The organism is Acinetobacter cumulans, assembly GCF_003024525.3.
GTDB classification, from domain to species: domain Bacteria; phylum Pseudomonadota; class Gammaproteobacteria; order Pseudomonadales; family Moraxellaceae; genus Acinetobacter; species Acinetobacter cumulans.
Window position 1 is genome coordinate 2,891,153 of record NZ_CP035934.2, and the last position, 17,351, is coordinate 2,908,503.

Sequence of the window (17,351 nt, forward strand, 5' to 3'; positions counted from 1 at the left end):
TTTAAAAAATTAGATTGTTAAAACTTTTTCGCCGCGCGCGATGCCCGAAACACCTGAGCGTACAACTTCAAGAATGGTATTTTCAGCCAAAGCATCAATAAAACCGTCAATCTTTTCAGTTGTACCCGCGATTTGAATCGTATACGTCGTTGGTGTTACATCAACTACTTGGGCACGGAAAATATCTGCTGTGCGTTTGATTTCAGCACGTGCTGAACCTAGCGCTTTTACTTTAATCAGCATCAATTCACGCTCAATGTGCGCACCTTCAGAAAGATCCACTACCTTTACAACTTCAACAAGTTTGTTCAACTGCTTGGTAATTTGCTCAATCTTGTGGTCATCACCATAAGTCGTCAAAGTCAGGCGTGAAAGTGTCGAATCTTCAGTTGGCGCTACGTTTAAAGTCTCAATGTTATAGTTACGTTGAGAAAATAAACCCACCAAACGTGAAAGCGCGCCTGCTTCATTTTCTACAAGTACAGAGATGATATGTCTCATGATGTGCGCTCCCCTTTGCCTAACCACATGTCTTTCATTGACTGGCCAGCAACTAACATTGGATAAACGTGCTCTGTACGATCAACCATCACGTTGATGAATACACATTTATCATTAATTGCCATTGCTTCAGCAAGCTTAGACTCAAGCTCATCCGCATGATCAATTTGAATGCCTACGTGACCGTATGCTTCCATCAATTTAGGGAAATCAGGCAATGACTCTACATAAGAGCTCGAATGACGGCCTTCGTAGTTCATATCCTGCCATTGTTTAACCATACCTAGCGCACGGTTGTTCAAGCATAGAATTTTTACATTTAAGCCATATTGCTTACATGTAGAAAGTTCTTGGATACACATCTGAATGGATGCTTCACCTGTAATACAAACAACTTGTTGATCTGGGAATGCAAGCTTAGCAGCCATTGCATACGGCAAGCCCACACCCATGGTGCCTAAGCCACCAGAGTTAATCCATTGGCGTGGACGCGTATATTTGTAGTACAGCGCGCCGAACATTTGGTGCTGACCTACGTCAGAAGTAATGATCGCTTGGCTATTGGTAATTTTGTCCAATGCAGCAACAACTTGTTGAGGCTTCATTGTGCCGTCAGTCGGCGCAACGATTTTTAAGCCATGCGCTTCGCGCCATGCATTGATTTGCTTCCACCAGTCCGCAATTGCTTCAGGGTTTGGCTTAGAAACATTCAGCTGTTTCAACTGCGCTAACATTTCCTGAAGTACAGGTTCAACTGCACCTACAATTGGAATGTGCGCCATAATTGTTTTTGAAATCGTCGCTGGGTCGATATCAATATGAATGACTTTGGCGTTTGGACAGAATTTAGCTGGATTGTTTGTTACGCGGTCATCAAAACGCGCGCCAATCGCTAAAATCACGTCAGCATTCGCCATCGTCATATTGGCTTCGTATGTACCATGCATACCCAGCATGCCCACAAATTGTGGATCAGTACCTGGGAATGCGCCTAAGCCCATTAAGGTATTCGTAACTGGATAACCCAATAAATGCGCAAGCTCTGTCAATAAAGCTGAAGCATTGCCCTGTACAACACCACCACCCGTATAAATAATTGGGCGTTTAGCGTTAAGAAGCTCTTCAATTGCTTTACGGATTTGACCTGAATGACCACGGTGAGGTGGCTGGTAAGAGCGCATCTTTACTTTTTCAGGATATTCGTAAGCGAACTTTTCTGCAGGATTGGTCGCATCTTTTGGAATATCGACTACTACTGGACCTGGACGACCAGATGAAGCGATATAAAATGCTTTTTTGATAATTGCAGGGATTTCGCTAGCATGACGCACTTGGAAACTATGTTTTACAATTGGACGAGAAATACCGACCATATCAGTTTCTTGGAATGCATCTTCACCAATTAAGTGACTCGCAACTTGGCCTGACAAAATCACCATTGGGATTGAGTCCATGTAGGCTGTAGCAATTGGAGTGACTGTATTGGTCGCGCCCGGACCTGATGTTACGAGAACAACACCAGTCTTACCTGTTACACGTGAGTAAGCATCTGCCATGTGGCCAGCAGCTTGTTCGTGACGTACGAGGTAATGGTTAATTCTTTCTTGTTGAAATAGCGCATCGTAAATATGCAGTACTGCGCCGCCTGGATATCCAAAAACATGTTCAACGCCTTCGTCCGCTAATGCGCGAACAAGCATTTCACCACCAGATAAAAGTTCCAACGTGATTCACCCTAATCTTTTTTCGTCGGCAAATGGGAGGCATTTGCGACGCTCATTCATTGATTGTCTGCACTGTTATAGCACACAAATTTCATAGTTTTCATAGCAATAAGAAAAAAATCTGACCTGCTTGCTGTTTGAGCAATATGGGGCCTAAAACATGTTGGGATAAACATATTTTGTTGGCTTTGTTCATCTTCTCGGCTAGAGAAGAAGTCCATTGCTAAAATGTACTTATTCGAAGGGTGATCGATCTAAGACATATAAAACTAAAGACAGCATTTTTGTGGTTTAAACCCTTAATGTCAAGTTTAAAAATTAGCTTTTTCTTGTTTATTTAGAGACCGTATATTTTTTAATCTTTGCGAAATAGCGCACAATCTCGTCCTACACTGATTTTTCGTCATAAATCCTTAAAACAAATAAAAAACTTTTATATATTGAATAAATAATTTAAATATAAAAATGATTTTTTATTTGCCTCGCCCTAAGTTCTGCTCAATTCAATCTATATGACTATTTAAATCTTGATGAATTTCCAAGCAATAACAGCCTATTTTAAAAGCATTGTATTTAATAAACACCACTCATCTGTTGTCATACAAAAAGACATAGCGTGTTCATAAAAAATGGCGCAAAATTTCCTTATAATTTTCATTATCATGATTTGTTATTGAATAAAAAAGGACATCTAATCGACATGAAAAATACCTATACAACGATTGGCTTATTTGGCCTTTCAATTGCACTAGCGAGTATCGCACCAAGCACATTTGCTCAAAATTTTTATAAATGGGTAGATGCCAAAGGTTCAACACATTATACAGCGACACCACCACCAAGTAGCGCTAAGAAGAAAAGCAAAGTAGAAACGTATGGCTGGAAAACAACACCTGCAGCTAAAGCAAACAATGCATCTGAAAATGAGCAAGTTGTTACACCTCAAACTGCCCCTGCCACAAATACATCGAATAACAATCAGCAGAACCAACCTACACCCATTCCACACTTAGGCCAATCAACCCCACCTGCTACAGCCACAGGAAATGCACGTTAAACCACTTGGCTTGCTCCATTAAAAAGCCACAGCCTTTAAGCTAAACAGTGACAACTCACTTTGGTTTATAGGAATCGGTGGCTTTTTCCTATTTTAAAGCATCGCCAAATTCACTTTTAGGTATGTTTTGCGCTATGCTGTGTCACAAACTTTTTAACCATTGTTCCTATATACGTATATGACTACTCACATCGACCCTGAATATCAAGCGAGCGCGATTGAACCTCAAGTTCAACAAGCTTGGGAAACCAATAAAGCATTTAAAGTTGCCGACCAAGTAGAAGGCCCACGTCGTTATATCCTCTCGATGTTCCCTTATCCAAGTGGCAAGCTTCACATGGGTCATGTGCGTAACTATACGATTGGTGACGTAATCAGCCGTTTCCACCGTCTCAAAGGTGAAACTGTACTTCAGCCTATGGGTTGGGATGCTTTCGGCCTGCCAGCAGAAAACGCAGCGATTGCCCACCAAGTTGCCCCTGCAAAGTGGACTTTCGAAAACATTGACTATATGCGCAACCAGCTGAAAAAACTGGGCTTGTCTGTAGATTGGGACCGCGAGTTTGCAACCTGCACACCTGAATACTACCGTTGGGAACAATGGTTATTCGTACAGCTTTATAAGAAAGGCCTAATTTACCGTAAGCTTTCTACAGTAAACTGGGACCCAGTAGACCAAACTGTTTTAGCGAACGAGCAAGTTGAAAATGGTCGTGGTTGGCGTTCGGGTGCATTGGTTGAAAAACGTGATATTCCAATGTACTACTTCCGCATTACTGACTATGCGCAAGAATTATTGGATGATCTAGACACATTAAAAGACGGCTGGCCACAGCAAGTTCTTACGATGCAACGTAACTGGATTGGCCGTTCGCAAGGTATGGAAATTACCTTCCCTTCTGCAAATCCAGCAGTTTATGCAGACAGCCTCACTGTTTATACCACACGTGCAGATACACTAATGGGTGTAACCTATGTTGCGGTTGCTGCAGAACACCCAATGGCGTTAAAAGCTGCTGAAACAAACCCAGAATTGGCTGCATTTATTGAAGAATGTCGCATGGGTTCTGTTGCAGAAGCAGACCTTGCTCAAGCTGAAAAGAAAGGCATGGCAACAGGTCTTTCTGTAAAACACCCAGTAACTGGTGAAGAAGTTCCTGTTTGGATCGCAAACTACGTATTGATGTCTTATGGTTCAGGTGCGGTGATGGCGGTTCCATCACACGATGAGCGCGACTTCGAATTTGCTAACAAATATGGCTTAACCATCAAACAAGTGATTGATGCCAAAGGCGCTGATGATGCTGACTTTGATGCAACAACTTGGCAAGAATGGTACGGCTCTAAAGAAGGTAAACTAGTCAATTCAGGCGAATTTGACGGTTTAGATTTCCAAGGTGCATTTGATGCATTCCTTGCAAAATTAGAACCTGCTGAACTTGCAAACTCTAAAGTTCAATTCCGTTTACGCGACTGGGGTGTTTCTCGTCAGCGTTATTGGGGTTGTCCAATTCCAATGATTAACTGTAATACCTGTGGTCAAGTGCCAGTACCAGAAGAGCAACTGCCTGTTGTACTTCCAACTGACGTGGTTCCAGATGGTTCAGGCAACCCATTGAACAAAATGCCTGAATTCTATGAAACGACTTGCCCATGCTGTGGTGGCGACGCACGTCGTGAAACAGATACCTTGGATACATTCGTAGAATCTTCTTGGTACTACGCACGTTATGCATCTCCAGACTTCACTGATGGCATGGTAAAACCTGAAGCGGGACAAACTTGGCTTCCTGTAAACCAATATATTGGTGGTGTTGAGCACGCGATTCTACATTTACTTTATGCACGCTTCTTCCACAAATTGATGCGTGATGAAGGCGTGGTACAAGGTAATGAACCATTCACTAACTTATTAACACAAGGCATGGTGCTTGCAGACACTTACTACCGTGAAGCTGAGTCAGGCAAGAAAACATGGTTTAACCCTGCCGATATCGAACTTGAAAAAGACGAAAAAGGTCGTATCACTTCTGCGAAATACAAAGAAGATGGTCAAGACGTGATCGTTGGCGGTCAAGAGAAAATGTCGAAATCGAAAAATAACGGTATCGACCCGCAAGCCATTATTGACCAATACGGCGCAGATACTGCACGTGTATTCATGATGTTTGCTGCACCACCAGATCAATCACTTGAATGGTCAGATGCAGGTGTTGAAGGTGCGAACCGTTTCTTGAAACGTGTTTGGCGTTTAACCACAGGTTTCCTTGAAAAAGGCAATGCAACAACTGCAATTGATAAGGCAAACTTATCAAAAGATGCACAAGACCTACGTCGAAAAACGCATGAAACCATCCAAAAAGTGGGGGATGACATCGAGCGCCGTCATGCATTTAACACTGCTATTGCAGCGATGATGGAATTGCTGAATGCAAACAACAAGTTTGAAGCAAAAGATGATAACGATGTTGCGGTTGCCCGTGAATCTATCATCGCGTTATTAACGTTGCTTGCACCGTTTGCACCACACTTAAGCCAAACATTATTGGCTGAGTTTGGCATTGAATTGACCGCTACTGCATTCCCTAGCGTTGACGAATCTGCTTTAACACGCAACACACAAACAATTGTAGTTCAAATTAACGGCAAACTTCGCGCTAAGTTAGAAGTTGCAGTTGATGCGTCTAAAGATGATATTTTGGCGATGGCAAAAGCACTTCCAGAAGTTCAACAATACTTAACGAGCCCAACTAAGAAAGAAATTGTTGTGCCGAATAAGTTGGTAAACTTGGTGGTTTAACAGCCTTTAAGCCTCCCTTTACAAAGGGAGGTTTGGTGGGATTTCGTCAAAAATAATCTCCCCTAACCCCTCTTTACGAAAGAGGGGAACTAAAAGGAATAAACAATTCCCAAACAAAGCCCGTTGCCAGCCAACGGGCTTTGACTTTACAATCCCTACAGAATTTAATTTATATAAATCGCGTTTAATAACGACAGAGGACACCGCATGCATTTGGTTCAACGTGTTGCTGCAATTGTATTAACCTTGGGTCTAGGTGCAAGCCTTACAGGCTGCGGCTTTCATTTGAAAGGCACGAACCCAAATGTTGCACCTGTAACTTATGCCAACATGAGCTTGGCACTTCCTAAAAATGCAGATGACCTCGAAGAGAAACTTCAGATTTATTTAGGTGCTGCTGGCGTTAAAGTAAGCAATGACAGCAACAACTATGTGTTACGTGTGCTGGAATACACCCCGCGCCGTCTTGAGTTGAATGGCAAACTGATTGAAACCCTATTGCGTCTGAATGTCACCTTCCGCATTGAAGATGCACAAGGTAACCCCGTAACTGAACCACGGACGGTAATGGCAACTCGTACCTACCAATATGACGTAGCAACTGTAAACACGGATGATCAAGAACAAACTTATTTAAACAAAGTAATTATTGATGATGTCGCACAACAAATTGCGCGCCAAATTTCATCGAATCGTTTACCACCCGCTGTACAGCGTACGAATGCTCCTGTGAGTGTTACGCTACCTGCAACTGCTGCGGAATAAGCTTTAAACCGTATGAAGCTCGATTATCTACAAGCCCTAAAACGTATTGATGAAGCTCGAGGTGCTTGGGTCTTACATGGCCAAGAACCTCTACTTGAGCAAAACTTAATCGATGCCTTTCGGGCCAGCTGGCAAAAGCAAGAAATCGAGCGTCAACGCTTTGATATTACAAGTGTAAGTGATTGGAAAACCGTCTTTAATGCACTCAATAGCTTATCGCTGTTTTCGAGTCAGTTGGCCATTGAAGTGCATGGCAACATTAAACCTGATGCCAATGGGCTAAAAGAACTCAAAAGCTATTTACAGCATAATGAGCATAATCTCTTATTGGTGGTCATGCCCAAGCAAGATGCCAGTAGTTTAAAAACCGCTTTCTTCCAAACGATTGATGCCAATGGCGTTAACGTCGCGTTGACCGCGAACTATGCCAAAGATCGCCAGCAAATTTTGGCGGTTGAAGCTCAAAAGCTAGGGATAAAATTAGCCAATGATGCATGGCAATGGTTAGAGCAACACCATGAGCATAATCTATTAGCCGCCAAAAATAGTTTAATGCGCGTGAGCGACACCTTTGCTGATGTCGACATCATTCAAATTGATCATTTATATTCGTGCCTACAAGATCAATCTCGCTATACCACCTACGATCTAAACGATGCCATGCTACAAGGCAACTTGGCGCAGTCGATTAAAATTTTTCAGTATTTAATCGCCTCTGGCGAACCGATGAGTCTCATATTGTGGAGCATCAGTAAAGATATGCGCTTATTGATGGCGCTGTTTGAGCAGCCACAAAACGCCTTACAGCTGGGGATTTGGAAAACTAAAGTCAGCTTGTATCAACAAGCCTTACGTCGCCTCAATCCTAATGTTTTTTTAGCATGGCCTGCACTTTTGTTACGTATTGATGCATCAATTAAAGGTCTTGGCCATGAAAACCCAGAGCACCTTGTACAACAGGCGATTGCCAGCCTATGTGGTCGAAGCCTGTTTTAATTTATATCAACCTCATGTGTAGACTCAATGATCATTGAGATTGAGTCTGCTGACTTCTTAAACACTCTGTCTTTTTATAATAAGAATCATTTCTGTTTGTATAAAAAATTCACGATTTATCCGTAATTAAAATCTATACTTGATCTATTCTCATTCAAATTCTCCAACTAATCATGCCGAAAATAAAACCAGCGAAACTGCTTATAGCAATCATTTGCACTCTCGCCATAGCCCTTACGGCATGGTACTTTTTTAAACCTAAACAACAACAGCCACAGTTTATTACTGCTGAAGTTACTCGTGGTGATTTAGAGAACTCGGTATTGGCCACAGGCGTATTAGAAGCGACCAAAATGGTCAGCGTCGGTGCTCAGGTGTCGGGGCAGGTAAAAAAAATGTATGTGCAACTGGGTGATCAAGTCAAACAAGGCCAGTTGATTGCACAAATTGATTCTGTACGCCAACACAATGAATTAAAAACTGCGGAAGCCAACATTAAAAACCAACAAGCACAGCTTGCTGTAAAACAGGCAAATTTAGCTAAAGTTGAAGCTGAATATCAGCGTCAGCAAGCCATGTATGCGCAAGATGCAACATCACGTGCAGAACTTGAATCGGCACTGGCCAGCTACAAAACTGCTCAGGCAGATATTGTGGCAATTAATGCACAAATTGAACAATCTCGCTTAACCTTAGCAACGGCCAAAGAAGATTTAGGCTACACACAAATTGTTGCACCGATGGATGGCACAATTGTCGCAATCGTGACTGAAGAAGGCCAAACGGTGAACGCCAACCAAAGCGCGCCAACGATTGTGAAGTTGGCAAAACTGGATGACATGACCATCAAAGCTGAAATTTCTGAAGCAGATGTGATGAAAGTTGAAAAAGGCCAGCGCGTTTACTTCACAACACTTGGCGACAGCGAAACCAAACATTACGCCACTTTACGCCAAGTCGAACCTGCGCCCTCTTCAATTAATAATGAAACCAGTAACAGCTCTACCTCATCATCAAGTACAGCGGTTTACTACAATGCTTTGTTTGATGTACCCAATGCAGACGGCAAGCTACGTATTGATATGACCGCACAGGTTTATATTATTTTAGATGAAGCGCGCAATGTACTGACTGTGCCTGCGGCTGCCATTCAAACATCTAACCGTCCGCGTAAAGCACGTAGTGATGCCGACAGCAGTGCCTCAGAAGCAAGTAACAACCCAGATGCGACTCAACGACCTAAACGCTTAGAACTAAGTGCAGAAGAAAAAGCCTTAGTAAAACAAGGCAAAGCATCTATGGCAATGGTTCGTGTTGTACAAGCAGATGGCAGCGCGCAGCCTCAACCTGTATTAATTGGTTTAAATAACCGTGTCACTGCACAAGTCCTAAAAGGTCTAAAACAAGGCGAAAAAGTCATTATTGCGGATGGAACTGATACCAGCAATGATTCGGCTAAACGTAGCAACAGCCGTGGTGGCGCTGGCCCAATGAGAATGTAATCATGAGTCAAAATCAACAGCCTCTACTAGAGGTCAAAGATCTGACACGTGAGTTCCCTGCGGGTGAAACTACTGTTCAGATCTTAAAAGGGGTGAATCTTTCGATTTACCCTGGAGAATTGGTGGCGATTGTGGGCCAGTCCGGCTCTGGTAAATCAACGCTGATGAATATTTTAGGCTGCCTCGATCAGCCTACAGCGGGTAGTTATAAAGTTAAAGGGCGCGAAACTCGCGAACTTGAAGCCGATGAACTGGCACAGCTACGCCGTGAATATTTTGGTTTTATTTTCCAGCGCTATCATCTATTGGGTGATTTAAACGCTGCAGGCAACGTCGAAGTTCCAGCCATTTATGCAGGTGTAGATTCGTCTGAACGACAAACCCGTGCAAAGGATTTGCTGACTGAACTTGGCCTAGGTGAAAAAACCCAAAACCGTCCAAGCCAACTGTCTGGTGGTCAGCAACAACGTGTATCCATCGCTCGTGCGCTGATGAACGGTGGCGACGTGATTTTGGCCGATGAACCCACAGGTGCATTGGACAAAAACAGTGGCATTGAAGTCATGCGCATTTTGCGGGAACTGAATGCCAAGGGCCACACAATTATTTTGGTGACCCATGATCATAATGTGGCAAAGAATGCCACTCGTATTATTGAAATCAGTGACGGTAATATTATTTCCGATCAGCCCAATGTGCCTGAAATTGAAGGCGAAACATTGGTGCAACAACAATTGCAACCGGCCATCAAAAAAAGAACTTCAGCATGGCGTTCGGGGATTGATCGTTTAGCCGAAGCCTTCCGTATGGCGTTGTTGGCCATGAATGCGCACCGTATGCGTACCTTCTTAACCATGCTGGGCATTATCATTGGTATCGCCTCTGTGGTTTCAGTTGTGGCTCTGGGTAATGGTTCACAAAAGCAAATTCTGGAAAATATCAGCAGTTTGGGCACCAACACAATTACGGTGTATCAAGGTCGTGGTTTTGGTGATAACTCCCGCTCCTCACAAGTTAAAACCTTGATTCCAGCAGATGCTACGGCGTTGTCTGAACAGCCTTATGTTGAAGGCGTCAGTCCGACAGTCAGCAGCAGTGTTACAGCGCGTTTTAAAGACACGGAGGCTTCTGCTACCGTCAATGGGGTAAGTGAAGACTACTTCTATGTTAAAGGTATGGAGTTCGCCTCTGGGCAGCCATTTGATAAAGAAAGCGTGACTGAACAAACTCAGGACGTGGTCATTGATGACAATACCAAAAAGACTTTTTTCAGTGATGGTAGCAATCCCGTTGGCCAAGTCATTTTACTGGGCAGTGTACCCAGCCGAATTATTGGTGTAGTTGAAGCGCAAACAGGCATGATGGGTGGCAACGACAGTTTAAATGTGTATTTGCCCTATTCGACAGTGATGAGCCGTATGCTAGGCCAGTCCAATGTGCGTAGCATTATTGTTCGGGTGAAAGACGAATATCCAAGCGCTGCCGCGGAAAATGCGATTTTGAATCTGCTGGTGCAACGTCATGGCGCGCAAGATGTGTTTACCCAAAACTCAGACAGTATTCGTGAAACCATTCAGCAAACCACACAAACCATGACCCTTTTGGTTTCTGCTATTGCGGTCATTTCCCTTGTGGTTGGCGGGATTGGCGTAATGAACATTATGCTGGTGTCTGTGACTGAGCGTACCCAAGAAATTGGTGTGCGCATGGCGGTTGGCGCGCGTCAAAGCGATATATTGCAACAGTTCCTGATTGAAGCAGTTTTAGTCTGTATTTTAGGTGGCATTTTAGGTGTACTGCTCTCCTTGGGTATTGGGCAACTGATCAGCCATTTTGCTGGTGGCACCTTCCAAATGGCGTATTCAACGACATCTATCATCGCAGCATTTGTCTGCTCTAGCATGATCGGGATTGTCTTTGGTTTCATTCCTGCACGTAATGCAGCCCGACTCAACCCCGTAGATGCTCTGTCTAGAGAATAAGGAAAACATAATGCAAATGAATTTAACCAAACTTGCAGGCGCCCTGATTCTTGGTGGGAGCCTCACAGGTTGCGCAGCGATGGTGAAATCGCCATACGAACAGCCCGCGGTAAATATGCCTGCCAGCTTTCAAAATAGCAAAGCCATGAGTCAGCAAATACATGCAGATGCTTCTGCAGATCAGTGGTGGACATTATTTAATGATGCCCAGCTGAATCAGCTGGTGGATCAAGTCTTAAATGCCAATACCGATTTGGCAGTTGCAGGCATTAACCTGCACCAAGCGCGCATTCAGGCGAAACAAAACCAAAGCCAGCAAGGCATCCGCATTGGCACCGCTGGAGCTTCCGTTGGACACCGTTTTAGCTTAGATGGCGATGGTGACTCTTCAAATGGTATTTCATTGAACTACCCTGGGCTCAGTTATGAGCTGGATTTGTTCGGCAAGTTGGCAAACCAAACTGAAGCTTCGCGCTGGGAAGCTTTAGCCTCTGAACAAGACTTACAAGCAACTGCACAAAGTTTAATTGCCACGACAGCCAATCTATATTGGCAACTAGGCTATTTAAATGAACGCTTTGCCGTTGCGCAGCAAAATTTAGCCAGCACGCAAAAGACTTATGATTTGGTTAAAGTTCAATACAAAGCAGGCGCTGTATCAGGTTTGGACTTAACATCTGCCGAACAGGCCGTACAAAGCCAAAAAGCAACCTTAAGTCAAATTGAGCAGCAGAAGGTCGAGACGCGTACTGCATTGGCCGTTTTACTGCAGCGTCCTGTACAGCAGTTAAATATTGCAGAACCTGCACGTTTACCGCGTACAGCCCTACCAAATATTGCAGCGGGCCTGCCTGCGGATCTGCTGTCGCGCCGTCCAGATCTAAAAGCGTCAGAATTACGTTTACGTAAGGCTTTGGCAACGAAGGATGCGAATAAAGCCAGTTATTACCCTTCAATCAGCTTAACTGGCAGTTTAACAACTGGCGGCAGCAGTACATCATTGACTGAGGTTTTATCCAATCCTGCAGCCATTTTAGGTGCAGGTTTGTCTTTGCCATTTTTACAATGGAATGACATGAAACGTGATTTAAAAGTCAATGAACTGGAATATGAAAAGTCGATTATTCAGTACCGTCAGACTTTATATGCAGCCTTTGCAGATGTAGAAAATGCGCTGTCGGCGCGCAATGAACTGGACAAACAGGTACAGCTTCAAGAGCGTAATGTGCAGCTTGCAGAAAAGACTGAGCGTTTGACTGAAGTACGTTACCGTAATGGCGCCATTGCTCTGAAAAACTTGATTGATGCGCAGAAGACGGCTCGTGATGCACGTTTGTCTTTGGTGCAAACCAAGCAGAGTCAATACAATGCTTATGTGACTTTGATGCAGGCGTTGGGTGGCAGTCCGATTAGGCAATTGCCATGATTTTAAAAAGCCCGAAAGGGCTTTTTTTTAAAAGAAATTCCAAAACTTCAAGTAATTATCAAACCCGTGACCTCGCGTTTGCGCGATAAACTCAATAAAAGAAGTAAAGCACAACAACCCTATATAGGCACATAAAATACAAATTAAATAGTGAGTGAATCCAAATTTATTTGAATTCAAACTGACACCTTCAACCTTATGAGCACTACGATCATCTAATTTAAAAAAATAATTTCTATTAAATAAATGAATAAATAAGTTACCTAACAATGAAATAATATAATAAAAGAGAAAAAAAGATCGGGCATAGTCAATAATTTTATTCCTTTTTAAACTTCCAACTTTATCAACCACATATTGATATTTAGAATCAGAATTATTTTTTTTATTTTATCGTACTCATTGATTCTATTCCTTTGATTTTGTAAATTCAATTACCTCTAAATTATTTTTTGCATCTAAATGACCTTTTTTAGCTGCTCTTTCATACCAATACAATGCTTTTTCTATATCTTTTTCAACATAAATCCCTTTTTCATAAAAAACCCCTAAATTATATTCTGCCTCAGGATTATTTAGATCAGCTGCTTTTTTTGAATATATAAATGCCTCTTTAAAAGCCCCTTTTTCTATATATATTTTCGACAATCCTTCATAAGACTTATAGGGATTATCTATTATTTTTGATCTATATATCTCCTCGGCTTTATTATAATCAGGTAGCTTACCAAACCCATTATTTCTATATAATTCAGCCAAATTAAATATAGCATCTTTATTTCCTAACGCATACGCTTGACTATAATACTCCTCTGCCTTAATATAATTTTTCCCCCTCCCTAAACCTAAATAATAAATATTGCCTAGTGAATTTAAAGCTTCATCATTTTGTGATAATGCTGATTTTTCAAACCAAAAGTATGCTTTATTATAATCCTGTTTAACACCATCCCCACCATTCAAATACAACCATCCAATAAGGTTTTCTTTTTCATCAATTGATAAATCTTTTAAATTTAAAATTTCACATTTCTTACTTAGAATTTTTTCTTCATTGCACTCATTTTCTATAATAGATAAACTATTATCTTGTTTTTTGAAATTAGCACACGCAAATAATGACACTGTCACTAATAAAATTATAATAAATTTCATATTATCTACCTACAATAGTTAGCAGTATAACAAACACCTGCTGAGCCTCCAGCAGCCCCACCAATAACCAAATTCGTAGAGCCTGTTTGCGAACCATCTGTATTTTGGCAGCCTTGAACTGAAGCACCAATAATAGCAGCACCTTTTGCACTACCACATACTGCACCCCCTGTAGAAAACCCTTTTGAAGTTCCCGTATTTGTATAACTTTGGCCAATACTACCATATGCACTAGCTTCTGCCCCGCCTGTACCACACACAGTGCTAGCTATACAATATGATTTTTCCCCACGTTCATCCTTAGTATGACCCACTCCAAATCCTCCAGAACCTCCAAATAAAGCGGCTGCTCCTAAATTTATATTTGTCATAGTCGTATAAGGGATATGTGTAGAAACGGATTCATCAGCTTTTACACATTCTCTATTAGCTCGTTCTTCTACACCCTTCCAGAATTTTTCATATTTTTGTTTAACCATTAGCTCTCTATCCTTTTGAACAAATAAGATAGCTTCAGCGTTCAACGGTCTCATACCAGAATTACGCCTATAATATTTTGTCCCAGTCACAGTTCTACCATCCACACTAAATTTTTCACCTTGTAAACCCAACGGATCCACCCATTGATTCGGGTCTTTTACATAAGCTGAACTATTTAATCCACCAAATAGTCCAATCGGATCCTTACTCACATACCTTGCACTATGCGACTCATAATAACGGTAACGGTTATAATGTAATCCAGTTTCATTATCGTAATATTGCCCTTGAAAACGAATACTTGTTTGCTCTAATAAATTGTCACTAGTCTTAATCTCTAAAGCTGTGCCCCATGTATCTTGCTTAATTTCCCAAACACACTCACCTAATTCATTAGTTAATGTTTGTGGTGTTCCGACTTGGTCACAGTGATAAAAAAGCACCCGCTCCAATTCAGCTTTATTTTTTCGTGTTTCAGTTTTCCATATCGGATCTTTATAAACTGAATATTCTTCATGCTGAAATTGAGCATAATCTGGAGTTTCTAAAAGCTTGATAAAACCTGTATACCCCGTTTGTAGCAGCGGTACAAAGCTCTGTGGTTCATAGATATAATGCTTGGTGTAGTTTTCTTCAAAGTCTTTAGATTGTTGTGACTCCCAAATCATCAGGTCACCGTCCCAGCCGAATAAGGTCAGGGTTTGCGCATTTTGATTTTTCTTATATAAACGCCGTCCAAATACATCATAACCATATTCAGTCACCTGACCAGTATGGTCACTTTGGATCAAACGGTTCAGGTTATCCCACGTCAGTTTTAATGTTTTGCCTGCATGGCTGCTTTCAATCACATTACCTTGTGCATCGTATTTATAGTTTTTACCCTTATATTGAGCGATCAAATTACTTTTCACTTGAGACGCCTGCGTGGCAATCGGGTCAATTAAATTCCCCGCAGGGTCAAAAGCAAAGCTTTCCGTTTTATGCACACTTTGACTCTGTATCAAACGGCCAACCGCATCATATTGATAATTCAGATTGCCTAAACGGCTGTCGTCCACCTGCGTGAGTAGATAATTTTGATCATAATGATACTGCCGTTCCGCCTGATGCTGTACTCGCCCTAGAGTCTCTTGCTCTGGCTGAATCAGCTGCGAACTGAGTAAACCTACATCATTATAATTTTTGCTTTGAACCAATCCATTGGCGAGCATCCGCGCTGTTTCACGGTGCAAGTCATCGCGCTGAAATGCCACCATGTCTTTTTTATTTAACGCAATGCCATAAATATGCCCTGAACCATAACTCAAATTGCTTTGAACCTGTCCGTCAGGGCGAATCGTTTGAGCTAAATTTCCCAGCACATCATATTCATAACGCAGCACAGCCGTCAGCGGAGTGAAATGCGGCACTTTATAATGCTGATGCTCACGGACCAATTGGCCAAGCGCGTTGCGATAAAAATCGATTTGACTGTCTTTATTCGTCGCCTTACTCAATTGATGATTCATGTTGTATTCAAATTCTTCTATTTGACTTACACGAGTTTGTACATGGGTATAAGTTTTTGAAGCGATTGCGCCATCAGCAAAATATGCAAATTGAGTAAAAACATTCGGCTGACGGATTTGGAACAGCTGACCGTTTTCATTGTAGCTATAATATTTTTCTTCGCCATCGAAAGCCTGTTCACGCGCCAATTGACCATAACGGTTATATTCAAATAAATATTCTGCATAGTTTTGATTGATCAGCTTTTGAATACGACCTTGCTGATCCCATTGGTAGCCAATTTGATGACGGTTCGCATCTATACGCTGTTCGAGCAAACCCACAGCATTATAACGGTACTGCGTGCTTAAACCTTTGGTATCCGTATGCTTGAGCAAGCGCCCTTCTTCATCATGCTCAAATTGTTCTTTTAAACCATCAGGGTAGACAATTGCTTTAAGCTGGCCTTTGTCTTTGCCATCTGAGCTGTAGATATATTTGACTTGCTGCGCATCAGCAGACTGCTGGGCAGTCAGTGCGCCTTCTTCATCGTATTCCCATGCGCTTTCTTTACCTGAACAATCGCTATATGCGGTCATTTGCCCCAAATCATTGTATTGAATTTTTTTAGCGCCGCCTTTGGCATCAATAATTTCGACAATTTGATTATCGTTGTTGTATTTATATTGCGTGCTATGACCTAAAGGATTAATTTCCTTCGTTACATTACCGTCTGCATCGTATTCTTTTTTCCAAATATGACCTTCAGGATCTTTAGTTTCCGTCAAATTCCCTGCTTCATCATAGGCAAAACGGATGATGCCTCCATTCGGCTGTACAAGTTTAATTAGCTGATCTTGCTCATTATAAACTTGTTCGGTTTCTAGGCCTGCAAAATCAATTTGGCGGGTAATGCGTTTTTGGCTGTCACGCGATAGCCATTTTTCACGGCCATCGGCTAAGCGTGTGCGATAGGTAAAACCATCTAAGTCAAAATAGTAATAGGTCGGCACATCATCAGCATCAAAGACCGCGACTTGGCGCAATCGCGGATGCCACTCCAAACGGGTCTTAAAGCTGCCATCATCAGCCCATTCCGCTATGGCTTTGGCATTTGCTTCTTTTGATTCATATCGAATATTATGCCCGCGCCCTGTACGGTCGGTATAACGGGTCAGCTGATGCGCATCATTATATTCATAGCTGCGCACGTGACCATTTTGATCTACGGCCTTTATTAAATTGCCTTGCGCATCATATTCATAACGTGACACTGGCTCTACCTGTCCATCCACAAAAGCAGCAATGAGTTTTACTTGATCATTAAAGGCAAACTTGAGCTAGTGCTTGCCACGCTTCAATTGAAAATCAATGCCTTGAAGATAAGCTTGCTGTTCAAACAACAGATAACTTAAGGCAACTTTTTCATCTGTTTCTTCATTAAATTGCTGAAAAAAATTAAAGCCCGCCAA

Annotated in this window: 10 protein-coding genes and 1 pseudogene; 7 read left to right on the forward strand and 4 right to left on the reverse strand. The window is 42.1% G+C overall.

Features of this window, described 5'->3' with window-relative positions; translation table 11 throughout:
* Nucleotides 1-9: 9 nt before the first annotated feature.
* A complete protein-coding gene (gene ilvN, locus C9E88_RS13625) occupies nucleotides 10-501 on the reverse strand; it encodes an acetolactate synthase small subunit (protein ID WP_106986084.1) in 492 nt (163 codons plus the stop codon).
* The gene (locus C9E88_RS13630; RefSeq protein ID WP_106986083.1) at nucleotides 498-2,225 is read right to left on the reverse strand and encodes an acetolactate synthase 3 large subunit; all 1,728 of its coding nucleotides are present in this window, start codon (nucleotides 2,223-2,225) and stop codon (nucleotides 498-500) included. Before C9E88_RS13630 ends, ilvN begins: the two co-directional genes overlap by 4 nt.
* Nucleotides 2,226-2,925: 700 nt before the next feature.
* Between C9E88_RS13630 and C9E88_RS13635 the strand changes: the two genes are divergently transcribed.
* The 7 genes from C9E88_RS13635 (at nucleotide 2,926) to C9E88_RS13665 (ending at nucleotide 12,753) form a co-directional block, all read left to right on the forward strand.
* Nucleotides 2,926-3,282: a DUF4124 domain-containing protein gene (locus tag C9E88_RS13635; protein ID WP_106986082.1), complete on the forward strand. Its 357-nt coding sequence runs from the start codon at nucleotides 2,926-2,928 to the stop codon at nucleotides 3,280-3,282.
* 178 nt (nucleotides 3,283-3,460) lie between these two features.
* Complete coding sequence (leuS, locus tag C9E88_RS13640) at nucleotides 3,461-6,082, forward strand: leucine--tRNA ligase (protein WP_106986081.1); 2,622 nt, start codon at nucleotides 3,461-3,463, stop codon at nucleotides 6,080-6,082.
* Nucleotides 6,083-6,289: 207 nt separating this feature from the next.
* Nucleotides 6,290-6,847: an LPS-assembly lipoprotein LptE gene (locus tag C9E88_RS13645; RefSeq protein WP_106986079.1), complete on the forward strand. Its 558-nt coding sequence runs from the start codon at nucleotides 6,290-6,292 to the stop codon at nucleotides 6,845-6,847.
* Between the two features lie 12 nt (nucleotides 6,848-6,859).
* Nucleotides 6,860-7,843, forward strand: coding sequence for a DNA polymerase III subunit delta (gene holA, locus C9E88_RS13650; RefSeq protein ID WP_106986078.1), 984 nt, complete (start codon nucleotides 6,860-6,862; stop codon nucleotides 7,841-7,843).
* A 173-nt stretch (nucleotides 7,844-8,016) separates the two neighbouring features.
* Nucleotides 8,017-9,345, forward strand: coding sequence for a MacA family efflux pump subunit (locus C9E88_RS13655; RefSeq protein ID WP_106986077.1), 1,329 nt, complete (start codon nucleotides 8,017-8,019; stop codon nucleotides 9,343-9,345).
* A gap of 2 nt (nucleotides 9,346-9,347) precedes the next feature.
* Nucleotides 9,348-11,327, forward strand: a complete 1,980-nt coding sequence (locus C9E88_RS13660; RefSeq protein WP_106986076.1) for a MacB family efflux pump subunit — start codon at nucleotides 9,348-9,350, stop codon at nucleotides 11,325-11,327.
* A gap of 10 nt (nucleotides 11,328-11,337) precedes the next feature.
* Complete coding sequence (locus C9E88_RS13665) at nucleotides 11,338-12,753, forward strand: efflux transporter outer membrane subunit (protein ID WP_106986075.1); 1,416 nt, start codon at nucleotides 11,338-11,340, stop codon at nucleotides 12,751-12,753.
* Nucleotides 12,754-13,161: 408 nt separating this feature from the next.
* On the opposite strand, the gene C9E88_RS13670 is transcribed toward C9E88_RS13665, so the two are convergent.
* Nucleotides 13,162-13,908 carry a tetratricopeptide repeat protein gene (locus C9E88_RS13670; RefSeq protein WP_106986074.1) on the reverse strand — a complete coding sequence of 249 codons (747 nt, stop codon included), beginning with the start codon at nucleotides 13,906-13,908 and terminating at the stop codon, nucleotides 13,162-13,164.
* A gap of 551 nt (nucleotides 13,909-14,459) precedes the next feature.
* Nucleotides 14,460-17,342: pseudogene (locus C9E88_RS13675) on the reverse strand (RHS repeat-associated core domain-containing protein); the annotation flags it as partial.
* Nucleotides 17,343-17,351: the final 9 nt, after the last annotated feature.

Bases quoted from the DNA above. Each gene is read 5' to 3' on its own strand.
- C9E88_RS13670 (WP_106986074.1), bottom strand. From the start codon at position 13,908: ATGAAATTTATTATAATTTTATTAGTGACAGTGTCATTATTTGCGTGT.
- C9E88_RS13660 (WP_106986076.1), top strand. From the start codon at position 9,348: ATGAGTCAAAATCAACAGCCTCTACTAGAGGTCAAAGATCTGACACGT.
- C9E88_RS13645 (WP_106986079.1), top strand. From the start codon at position 6,290: ATGCATTTGGTTCAACGTGTTGCTGCAATTGTATTAACCTTGGGTCTA.
- leuS (WP_106986081.1), top strand. From the start codon at position 3,461: ATGACTACTCACATCGACCCTGAATATCAAGCGAGCGCGATTGAACCT.
- ilvN (WP_106986084.1), bottom strand. From the start codon at position 501: ATGAGACATATCATCTCTGTACTTGTAGAAAATGAAGCAGGCGCGCTT.
- holA (WP_106986078.1), top strand. From the start codon at position 6,860: ATGAAGCTCGATTATCTACAAGCCCTAAAACGTATTGATGAAGCTCGA.
- C9E88_RS13665 (WP_106986075.1), top strand. From the start codon at position 11,338: ATGCAAATGAATTTAACCAAACTTGCAGGCGCCCTGATTCTTGGTGGG.
- C9E88_RS13635 (WP_106986082.1), top strand. From the start codon at position 2,926: ATGAAAAATACCTATACAACGATTGGCTTATTTGGCCTTTCAATTGCA.
- C9E88_RS13655 (WP_106986077.1), top strand. From the start codon at position 8,017: ATGCCGAAAATAAAACCAGCGAAACTGCTTATAGCAATCATTTGCACT.